Annotated in this window: 10 protein-coding genes; 4 read left to right on the forward strand and 6 right to left on the reverse strand. The window is 67.1% G+C overall.

Going from position 1 to position 9539, the window contains the following annotated elements; translation table 11 throughout:
- The 4 genes from EF387_RS49645 to EF387_RS46035 form a co-directional block, all read right to left on the reverse strand.
- Positions 1-701 (reverse strand): carboxylesterase family protein (locus EF387_RS49645; protein WP_274389004.1); only part of this gene is annotated, 701 nt, incomplete at its 3' end.
- Positions 702-2336: 1635 nt separating this feature from the next.
- On the reverse strand, positions 2337-3455 hold the full coding sequence (locus EF387_RS46025) for a Gfo/Idh/MocA family protein (protein WP_128382526.1): 1119 nt from the start codon (positions 3453-3455) through the stop codon (positions 2337-2339).
- Positions 3448-3840 carry an ester cyclase gene (locus EF387_RS46030; RefSeq protein WP_128382527.1) on the reverse strand — a complete coding sequence of 131 codons (393 nt, stop codon included), beginning with the start codon at positions 3838-3840 and terminating at the stop codon, positions 3448-3450. Before EF387_RS46030 ends, EF387_RS46025 begins: the two co-directional genes overlap by 8 nt.
- Before the next feature lie 201 nt (positions 3841-4041).
- Positions 4042-4647 carry a TetR/AcrR family transcriptional regulator gene (locus tag EF387_RS46035; protein WP_128382528.1) on the reverse strand — a complete coding sequence of 202 codons (606 nt, stop codon included), beginning with the start codon at positions 4645-4647 and terminating at the stop codon, positions 4042-4044.
- Positions 4648-4796: 149 nt separating this feature from the next.
- Here EF387_RS46035 and EF387_RS46040 point away from each other — a divergent pair, with 149 nt between their 5' ends.
- Entirely contained in the window at positions 4797-5768 is a 972-nt protein-coding gene (locus EF387_RS46040) for an aldo/keto reductase (RefSeq protein WP_128382529.1), read from the forward strand.
- A gap of 607 nt (positions 5769-6375) precedes the next feature.
- Here the strand turns inward: EF387_RS46040 and EF387_RS46050 are convergent.
- Entirely contained in the window at positions 6376-6792 is a 417-nt protein-coding gene (locus EF387_RS46050) for a winged helix-turn-helix transcriptional regulator (protein ID WP_128382531.1), read from the reverse strand.
- Positions 6793-6817: 25 nt separating this feature from the next.
- On the opposite strand from EF387_RS46050, the gene EF387_RS46055 reads away from it, so the two are divergent.
- The 3 genes from EF387_RS46055 (at position 6818) to EF387_RS46060 (ending at position 9257) form a co-directional block, all read left to right on the forward strand.
- Complete coding sequence (locus EF387_RS46055) at positions 6818-7528, forward strand: NAD(P)-dependent oxidoreductase (RefSeq protein WP_238432100.1); 711 nt, start codon at positions 6818-6820, stop codon at positions 7526-7528.
- Positions 7529-7750: 222 nt separating this feature from the next.
- Positions 7751-7894, forward strand: coding sequence for a hypothetical protein (locus EF387_RS49290; protein ID WP_238432101.1), 144 nt, complete (start codon positions 7751-7753; stop codon positions 7892-7894).
- 106 nt (positions 7895-8000) lie between these two features.
- Positions 8001-9257: a DUF3500 domain-containing protein gene (locus tag EF387_RS46060; RefSeq protein WP_128382532.1), complete on the forward strand. Its 1257-nt coding sequence runs from the start codon at positions 8001-8003 to the stop codon at positions 9255-9257.
- Between the two features lie 75 nt (positions 9258-9332).
- Here the strand turns inward: EF387_RS46060 and EF387_RS46065 are convergent.
- Positions 9333-9539, reverse strand: a 207-nt coding sequence (locus EF387_RS46065; RefSeq protein ID WP_202918601.1) for a transposase, incomplete at its 5' end; no start/stop codon positions are given.

A 9539-nucleotide genomic window follows, 5' to 3' on the forward strand; every position in this document is an offset into this window, starting at 1 on the left:
GCGCGCTCCATCACGAGGAGCGCGGCGATGGAACCGGCGCCCGCCGACTCCCCGAAGACGGTGACCCGGTCCGGATCGCCGCCGAAGGCGCTGATGTTGTCCCGCACCCACTCGAGCGCGGCGACCTCCCGGTAGGTGGCCTCGTCGACGGCGTCAATGCTGAAGCGAATCTGCGTGGCGGCGCGCACCAGCGGCTCGCGGATGGTCCTGCGGCCCAGGTGTTTGCCCGCGGTGTAAGTGTGGACGGCGAGGCCAAGCTCGTGAGCACCGTTGATGAGGCGTTCCACGCCGGGCATCAGCCCTTCACCGCTGCCGCACAGCAGGATCTGTTGGAACGTGTCGGGATAGCGCTGTTTCAGTTCGCCCAGGCGCTTGAGCGCCACGGTCGTGTCCATACGGTGGCCGAAGCCTTCCAGAGTGCGCTTCTTCATGGTGAAGCAGGCCGGACAGGCGTCGGTGCAGGCGTTGTTGCTGTCCATGAAGACAAAGAACAACGACGCACCCTTGGTCCGTACGATCTGGTCGACCCACCACCGCGGATTGAAGTCGACCAGCGAGGTTAACGCGGACGAACACCTCAATTCCACGGCTGCCCCGTCGCTATCTCGCGTGATGCGGATGCGGTCGTAACGGTGACGCCAGTCCTGCCCAAGGAATACGTCGTGACGTAGAGGCTGGGCAAGTCGAGATAGTGCGGGCATGACAGCACCTCACAAGGGGCAGAGAGCGCTTCTCTCGCTTCAGGAAGAAAGCATGGACATTGCAACCGTCGTCTCCGGTGTCGGTGGTGGTCTCGAGTCACCCGCGGGTTCGCCTCCGATGGGGAACACCGTGGTGTTCGTGGCCGTGAAGGGGGCGACTTGGTGGCAGATTGACCAAGAGGAATCTGAGCGCTGCGGACATGTGACCCAGCGGGCATGGCGATCCACACCACTCCACGCGGCGAGACGTTGTCGGCTGTCCGTGGTTCCCCCGTCACCTGCCATCGACCACGTATGACACATGGCTGAAATGCTCTTGGTTCACACGTTTCTCAACTTCCTTATGCACTTCAGTTCCTGCAACGGCCCGGGATTGTCCCTGTTCCGCAGTCTATGAAGACAGACACAGCACGAGCTTGAACCACACCGCCGTCCGATGGAACATAACCGCCACAAACAGCGCCGGAGCAACGCATGTGAACGAGAGATCGGCCGATGGCGAAGAGCGCTGGAGCAGACGCTGACACGCGCCAGGCGTTCTCTGCGGACTCCACCACCCGGGCCGGCAGCTACCCGGGGGTGCGCCCTTCCCCTCGAGGTCCGCACCGCATCCACCTGGCTCAGCAGCCGACCGGTGAGCGCCCGCGGTTCCACCGACGCCATGGCCATGGCCACCGCTCCCGCGGCCGGGTGGCGCCATCGTCCGCTCCTACCGCAGCGCGCAGTTCGGGCCCTGGGCGTCCACCCATCGCGGCTAGCATGATCGACTGAGCTGTTTCCTCAGTTCAGTTGGGGTAGGTGGGCCTATGACCTCACGACCTTGTGCGCAGCAGTGCTGGGCAGCGTGGCGGCTTGACCCAGACATGGACGGGCGCGCAGATGTCTTGATTGTGTCGATCAAAGCGATGCGCGCGGCCGTCGCCCCTTGTGCCTTCACCGGCCTCAGCCGCAACCATCTGGGCCTACTCCTGACCGTGCTCCAACCCGCCTGGACCGCGGCACGAGAGGACCGGTTGCATGCCCGCCGTACCCGAGCACGTATCCGCAAACCGGGCGCCGGCCGCCGACCACGCCCGAGCTTCACCGACCGAGTCGTGATCACCTGGTCCACCTGCGCCTCGCGATCCTGCACGCCGCCCTCGACGTCGCCTACGACGTCGCCCGGGCCACCGTCACCCAGACCCGTCCGCTGCTCGCCCGACGCGGTTTCGCCACCCCAGCCGGGGCACGTTGTGGTGCGGCGCGACCCGCCTCGGCCGCATGCACGACATCACCACCGCCCGGATCGAAGGCCCCGAGGGGCTGCTCAACGCCTACCCCGACGCCGAAGCTGCTGGTCGACGCCGGCTACCAAGGGCTCGTCCGAGACCACCGTGACCAAGTCAGCGTGCGCCGTTGAAGCCCCGACCCGGGCAGGGCGCCGCCCGAACAGCAGATCGAGGGGGAGCACAACCGCAAACGCCAGTCCTCGCAACGGATTGCGGTCGAGCACACCCATCGCGGAACGCAATGGTGGCGCGTCCTGCAACGCTTCACCGGCCGTCGCGAACTCCGCCCCGAGACCATCAACGCCATCGCCGGCCTCGTCTCCGACAAGTCCGCCGTACTCACCTGGTGACCCCAGGTAACGCACCATCAACCACTGCGCACAAGGTCGTAAGGGGGGAGGGCTATTCGTTGCCCTGTGGCGGCGGACCGTACGATCGCGTCGAGGAGTCGGTGGCGCTTGACGGCATGGGTGAAGTCCGGGGCGACAGCCGTTCCGTGGATGAGGTCGTCCCGAATCGCGGCGTAGGCGTGCACCAGCGTGTGGATCACTGTTCCGGCCAGGCCGGGATGGTCGTCGTAGCCGCTGGGCAGCGTGACCTCCGTAGGCCGACCGCCGCTGCGTGTGCCACACACCGTGACCGGACCGATGTGTGGGAACTCGGCGGCGGTAATCTCGAGTCTCCCCTCCGTGCCGTCGATGATCAGAGAGAACCCTGCACCCGATGCCGCGCCTCCACGGTGGTGGGCGGACAGGACCGCCCCGCCCGCCACGGTGCCCGAGATCGCGATCTGGTCCTCGGCGGTCATCGGAACGACCTGCCCGGTGCGCCTGAGGGGAACCTGGCGGCGTCGGGTCGCGGTCGTAGCAACCACTTCCTGAAGCTCGCCGACGACCATCGACACCAGGTCGATCGCGTGTCCGAACGCGATGGTCAGCATCGTGGCCCCGAGCTTGCGGTCGAGCGTGTAGACCATGTTCTGGGACACCGGGGTGCCCCATTCGGTCGAAGACGCCACGACGGTGGCGGAGAGCACTTCCCCCACGAATCCTTCGGACACGAGGTCGGCCAGCCAGCGGAAGGCAGGCGAGGAGCGTCCCTGAAGACCGACGAAGGTGCGCATCGTCCCGGCGGCACGCTCCATCTCCTCGGCCTCGCGCAGGTCGACGGCGAGCGGCCACTCGGAGAGCACGGGCACTCCCGCCTTCAGCACGGGCAACACGAGTTCGCGATGCTGAGGCACTTTGACGGCGACAACAACGAGGTCGACGTTCTCGTCGCTGGCGAGCTGCTCGACGGACGTGTACGCCGGTACGCCATACGCCGCTCCTGCGGCCTGGGCCGAGGCTTCGGAGCTCGCCGCCAGCGCGCGAAGCTTGATCCCGTCGACGGCGCTCAGCGCGGGCAGGTGGGCCCCGGCCGCCCAGCCTCCCGTGGCGCTCAGGCCGACGATGCCGACGCCGATCGGCTTACGGGGGTCAGGCACCGAGCTGCCGCCTTAGGGTCTCGGCGTCGTGCAGGGCCGTCATGTGCACGAACCGCCCGTCACGAACCTGATAGATGGCGTACTCGACGATCTCGAACGAGGCGCCGGTGGGAGCCACGCCGAGCCACTCCTTGACGGGCGTGCCCGTGTTGGTCAGACGGGCGGCCAGGCGATCACCGTCGACCGCGATCTCCCGGGGCTCCCAGTGGAAGTCCGGGACCGCGTCGATGTCGCCGTTCAGCACAGCGATGACCTGGTCCCGAGTGCCCGGCTCGCCGTTCAGGGTGGTCTCGTCGTTGATGAACTCGTCCATGCGGTAGATCTCGTGGGCGTTGAGCGCCCCGATGTAGCGCAGGTAGAACTCGCGCAGGTCGGTGTCGGACATGATCCCCTTCTTCGGCCCCCGGGCGGAGGTCATGCTCGGTGTTTCGCGACGGCCGTTGACGGTTTCGTCGCGGTGATCGTCGGCAGCGGGAGGAACCACTGCTCGAAACTTCTGTTCCGAACGGTACCGAAGTTTTCGCCGCACCGTCACGGCCCTCATGCGAGGAGAATGTCTCACCGGGGCGAGCGAAGGGGGCAGCCGCTACGCAGGCCAGCCGAGCAACGCCGTGTCGACGACTTCATCGAGCTCAGCCGGAACGAGGCCGTTGGCGGCCTGCACTGCGATGCCGAAACCCATCGTCATGATGAACCGGGCAAGACGCCGAGGGTCGGCGTTGCGCGGGAGATCACCCTCGTTGACTGCGCGCCGGAAGCGCCCCTCGAGGCGGACCCCCGCGTCGTTGCGCCAGTCGACAAGCAGGTCGTGGACGGCCCGGCTCTCGTCGCTCGACGCCAGCGCACCCTGCACGGTCAGGCACCCGGAGGGGCCGCCGGGAGGGGTCGTGGTGCGGACCGCTCCGCGGAGGAACGCCAAGGCCACAGCCCGTGCGGTGGGCTCCTCCAGGGCGCGCGTGACGTAGGCGGCCGGCCCCGCTCCGTAGCGCTGGAGGGCCTTGCGGAACAACTGCTCCTTGTTGCCGAAGGCCGCATACATGCTCGTCTTGGTGATGCCCATGGCGCCGGTCAGTTCAGCGAGGCTTGCACCTTCGTAACCTCGCGCCCAGAACACCCGCATCGCGCGTTCCAGCGCCTGGTCGATGTCGAATCCTCGAGGCCGACCCATGACGGCCCTACGGGAGTCACCCATGCCACAAGGGTACCCCTCGGTACAGATCTATGCTGACCAGCAATTTCATCCAACCAAGGTGGCGAACGTAGTTCAGTACCGGCCGGTCTTGATGTGGTACGGTTCTGCACCGAACGGTACTTAAGTAATGGGGAAGGGAAGTCCGCGCCATGAAAACCATTTCGCTCGGCAGCCTCGAGGTCTCGCGCATCGGTCTCGGAGCCATGGGAATGTCGGCGTTCTACACCGGCGCCGGCCAGTTCGACGACGAGTCGATCCGCACGATCCACCGCGCTCTGGACCTCGGGGTCACCCATATCGACACCGCTGAGGGGTACGGCCCCTTCATCAACGAGGAACTGGTCGGCCGGGCCGTGCAGGGGCACCGAGAGGAGGTCGTGCTGGCGACCAAGTTCGGACTGATCTCCCACACCGGTGGCTCGGCTCCGGACAGCACCTCGGCCAACATCCGCCTGGCCGTGGAGGGATCACTGAAGCGCCTGGGTACCGGCTACATCGACCTCTACTACCAGCACCGGGTGGACCCCGGCACGCCCATCGAAGAGACCGTTGGCGCGCTGGCCGAACTGGTGGCCGAAGGCAAGATCCGCCACATCGGCCTGTCGGAGGCCGGCCCCGCCACGATCCGCCGCGCTCACGCCGTGCATCCGGTCACCGCGGTCCAGTCCGAATACTCGCTGTGGACCCGCGACCCGGAGGCCGAGATCCTGCCCGTCCTGCGCGAACTGGGTATCGGCTTCGTGCCGTACTCCCCGCTTGGCCGCGGCTTCCTGGCCGGCACCATCCGCTCCCTGAACGATCTTGACGCCGACGACTGGCGCCGCACCAACCACCGCTTTGCCGACGGCAACCTGGAACGCAACCTGCGAATCGTCGACGAGGTCCGGGCCGTAGCCGCCGAGATCGACACCACGCCCGCGCAGGTCGCCTTGGCCTGGCTGCTCGCCCAGGGTGACGACATCGCGCCCATCCCCGGCACCAAGCGAGTCGCCCGGCTGGAAGAGAACGCCGCCGCCGACCATATCGAGCTCACTGCCAGCCACGTCGCCCGCCTGAACGACCTGCCCCTGGCCTCCGGCGAGCGCTACGACGCGGACAACATGGCCGCCATCGACCGCTGAACGAAGACGTACCGTCGCGCACGCCGCGGGTCGGCAACCCGGGCGAAGAGTGCCGCATTCCCAATGAGTTGTGTTCATCTTGAACGTGCAGGTCACGGGGGTGGCACGGGTGGGTGAGGTCATGCTCGTGCTGGTCGCGGGCCACCACCGTCGAGGCCGACGACGCCGAGGTCGGCGATCGCGGCGAGGCCGGCCGCACGGAGTCGCCGATCAGGTCGTCGTGGCGGCAGGCGGTGAGGTGGCCATGCTCGACCTCATCTGGCGGGCCAAGCACCTCGCCCACCCGCGAGCGAGCGATGCCTCATTCCTTCCAGTCCCGCTCAGACACCGCCAATTCAGCCTGGATACGGTCGACTTCCTCCCGGAGCTCGCCCACGCAACGGCGAGCAACGAGCTCGCGCTGTTCCAACAGTCCCACGACCGACGGCGTCCATGACCTCCACAGCAGCGGCTGCACGACAGACCACGGGCAGGGCTGCGCCCGAAGGACGCCGTGGCCCATCTTGTCGACGCGGTTGAGAGCCGGGACCTGACCGATGTGGTGTTGGTCGGCCACAATTGGGCGGGTCTCCCTATACGAGCTCTTGGCAGCGCCGATATCGCAGCGCTACTTGTGTCGTTCCGTGGAGTCAGGAGTAGGTCGATTCGCGTGGTCGTAAGCTGCCTGCGACGCTGACACCTCGCCGAGGTGCGCGATCGACCATTCCTGTAGTGCGCGCAGTGGCTCGCGCAGGGTGCGGCCGGCCTCGGTGAGCGTGTACTCGACGCGGACAGGGACTTCGGGGTGGACGGTGCGGCGCACGAGCCCGTCCCGTTCGAGCCCGCGGAGAGTCTGGGTGAGCATCTTCTGCGAGACGCCCTCGATGCGTCGGCGCAATTCTGAGAAGCGAGCGCTGCCGTCCCAGAGGGCGCCCACTATGAGCACCGTCCATCGGTCGCCAATGCGATCCAGGATGTGGCGAGTCGGGCAGTCCGCGCGGTAGGGGCTGCCGCGGAGCACCGACTCGGTCTGAGTGGTTACCACAAAGTGCCTTCTTCCCGTCGGAGAGTTGCGCTCATACGGTAATCGCGGCGCGTCGTCCGACGCCACCTGCCTCGTAGAAAGGCACCTCGTGTCTCGCATTACCGTCATCGGCGGCACCGGCTATGCCGGTTCGGCCATCGTCGCGGAGGCCGCTGCTCGCGGTCACCAGGTCACCGCACTGAGCCGCTCGCTCCCCGACGCGTCAATCCCGAACGTGACCTATGTCCAAGGCGACGCCACCGACGAAGCAACGCTCTCAGCGCCCATTGAGGGCGCGGATGTCGTAGTGGGCGCACTGGCCCCACGCGGCTCGCTGGCCGGCACCTTCCGCGACGTCTACCGCACCATCGCGCGTCTGGCCGATGCCGCAGGCGTACCCCTGTTCGTCGTCGGCGGCTACTCGTCGCTGCGTCCCGCGCCCGGGGCGGATCGCTTCGTCACCGACCTGACCCACATCCCCGCAGAGCTCCACGACGAGATCCGCGCAGGGGCGGCGCTCATCATGGAGGACCTCCCGGCCACCCCCGCGACACTCAACTGGGTCTTTGTGAGCCCGGCGCTCAGGTTCGGCGCACGTATGCCCGGCGAACGACTCGGCCGTTATCGGCTCGGCGACGACGTCGCGGTTCAGCCCGATGACGGCGGCGGGATCTCCGCGGCGGACTACGCCCTCGGGTTTGTCGACCTGATGGAGAAAGGCGACCACCACCGGAAACAGTTCAACCTCGGCCACTGAGGTGATTCCAGCGAGATTCAGTTCGCAGTCTGGCGCTCGAGGCGTGTGATGACTGGGCGGTCCGGGCGATGTGAATGCATCCTTCTGGGCACGGATCGTGACGTGTTCGAGCGCGTTCCAGCTCTCGGTGAGCAGGGTGAAGCCGCACTCGCCGGCCACGCAGGCCGCGCGGGATGAGGCGCCCCGGGTCCCATCCACAGCTGCAGGTAATCCGGAACCGAAGTGCGTTACAGGGACGTGCTCGAAACCGCCCACGCCCAGGCTCTCGCCGAACTACCCCAGCCCATCGCGCAGTTGCCGACCGACGCCGACCAGGGCGTCCGACCCGGCGGCCTCTACACCGGCACGGCGACCTCACCCGCCTGAGCGGACGGCCGACAACCCCGCTCGCCGCCACTATCACCACAGCCCTCACTGCCCCCGCCGCCGCCAGACCGACTGGCGCCCGAGCGTAAGGAAGGCATGCTCCATCATGGATGTTGAACATGAAAAGTCGCACTACCGGGGATTCGGACCCGTCCGCGGACTGCCGATCCAGGACGCCCGGGTGGATCTCTCGGCCTTTCCCCCGGATCTCCAGGCGGTGGTGCGGGAGTTGTTCCCGCCCGTGCTCGAGAGGGCGAAGGAGCCGCTGGTCGGCATCACGACGGACGGGCAGGTCGTACCCGATCTGTTCGCCCTCCAGGACACCGGCTGGAATCCCGAGCCCGCGACGAAGGCGGCGACCGCCTTCCTCGACTGCCTCACTCCCACGCAGCGCGAAGACGTCCTATTCGCCGTCGACGCGGACGAATGGCGTGTGTGGATCAATGCCTTTCCGAACTGGGATCCGCACGGCCTGCGCCTGGAGCACCTTGAACCCGCGCAGCGTGAGCGTGCGCTCGCGACCCTCGAGGCATCCTTATCCGCCACCGGCTTCTCCGACGCTCGGACGGCGATGAAGCTCAACGCCGCGCTCGGCGAGCTGATCGACCAGTACCGCGACACCCTCACCGAATACTGTTATTCCTTCGCATTGTTCGGCACCCCCTCGACAACGGAGCCGTGGGGATGGCAGTTGTGGGGCCACCACCTCGACGTGCACTGCTTCATCATCGGCCGGCAGATGGTCCTTACCCCGACCTTCATCGGCGCCGAGCCCACCGAGGCCGACCGCGGTACCCACAAGGGCCTGCGCCTGTTCGACGAGCAGCGGACGGCCGGTCTCGACCTGCGGCGCAGCCTGCACCCTGAACAGGCACGTGAGGCCGTTCTCTACGCATCGATCCGGGTGCAGGACCTGCCCGCCGAACTCGCCGACCCGGTCAACGGCAGGCACCTGGGTGGCGCCGCACAAGACAACCGTGTCATCCCTTACGCCGGGCTATCGGCCGGCGGACTCTCCCACAGGCAACGGGAGTCGCTGCTCCACTTGGTGAATACCTACGCGCAGCGACTCCCGGACGGTCCCGCCGCCGCGTTCATGGAAAGCATCGAGCAGCATCTCGACGACACGCACATCGCCTGGATCGGCGGGAGCGCCGACGATGACGCCTTCTACTACCGCATCCACAGCCCCGTCGTCCTGATCGAATACGACTGCCACCAAGGTGTCTTCCTCGACAACGACCAGCCCGAACCGTTCCACGTACACACCATCGTGCGCACCCCCAACGGCGGTGACTACGGACGCGACCTGCTGCGCCGACACCTCGCCCGCCACCATCCACGGCAACGCATCGGACGCTGACTACGACTCGCCCGACCCAGACCGCCACTGATCCCCTTGGCAGGCGCAGTGTGTCAACTTACTGACTTCGGCTCGTCAAGGTGATACTGGCTCGTCGAGAGTCAGGCCGGTGCCCGCTATGAAGCCGTCGAGGGTGTCGGCCCGGTACTGGAGGAGTTTGAGCCGGTTGCGGACGAGCGCTTCCAGGCGGTCGAGGGCGACGACGGCGAGGTTGGCCAGGCTGCGTTTGACGTGTGCCCACACGCCCTCGACGGGATTGAGGTCGGGTGAGTAGGCGGGCAG

It is taken from the genome of Streptomyces cavernae (genome assembly GCF_004023625.1).
Taxonomy (GTDB): domain Bacteria; phylum Actinomycetota; class Actinomycetes; order Streptomycetales; family Streptomycetaceae; genus Streptomyces; species Streptomyces cavernae.

Coding starts and splice junctions, on each gene's coding strand:
- EF387_RS46030 (WP_128382527.1), bottom strand. CDS start 3,840: ATGTCCGACACCGACCTGCGCGAGTTCTACCTGCGCTACATCGGGGCG.
- EF387_RS46035 (WP_128382528.1), bottom strand. CDS start 4,647: ATGGGTGACTCCCGTAGGGCCGTCATGGGTCGGCCTCGAGGATTCGAC.
- EF387_RS46040 (WP_128382529.1), top strand. CDS start 4,797: ATGAAAACCATTTCGCTCGGCAGCCTCGAGGTCTCGCGCATCGGTCTC.
- EF387_RS46060 (WP_128382532.1), top strand. CDS start 8,001: ATGGATGTTGAACATGAAAAGTCGCACTACCGGGGATTCGGACCCGTC.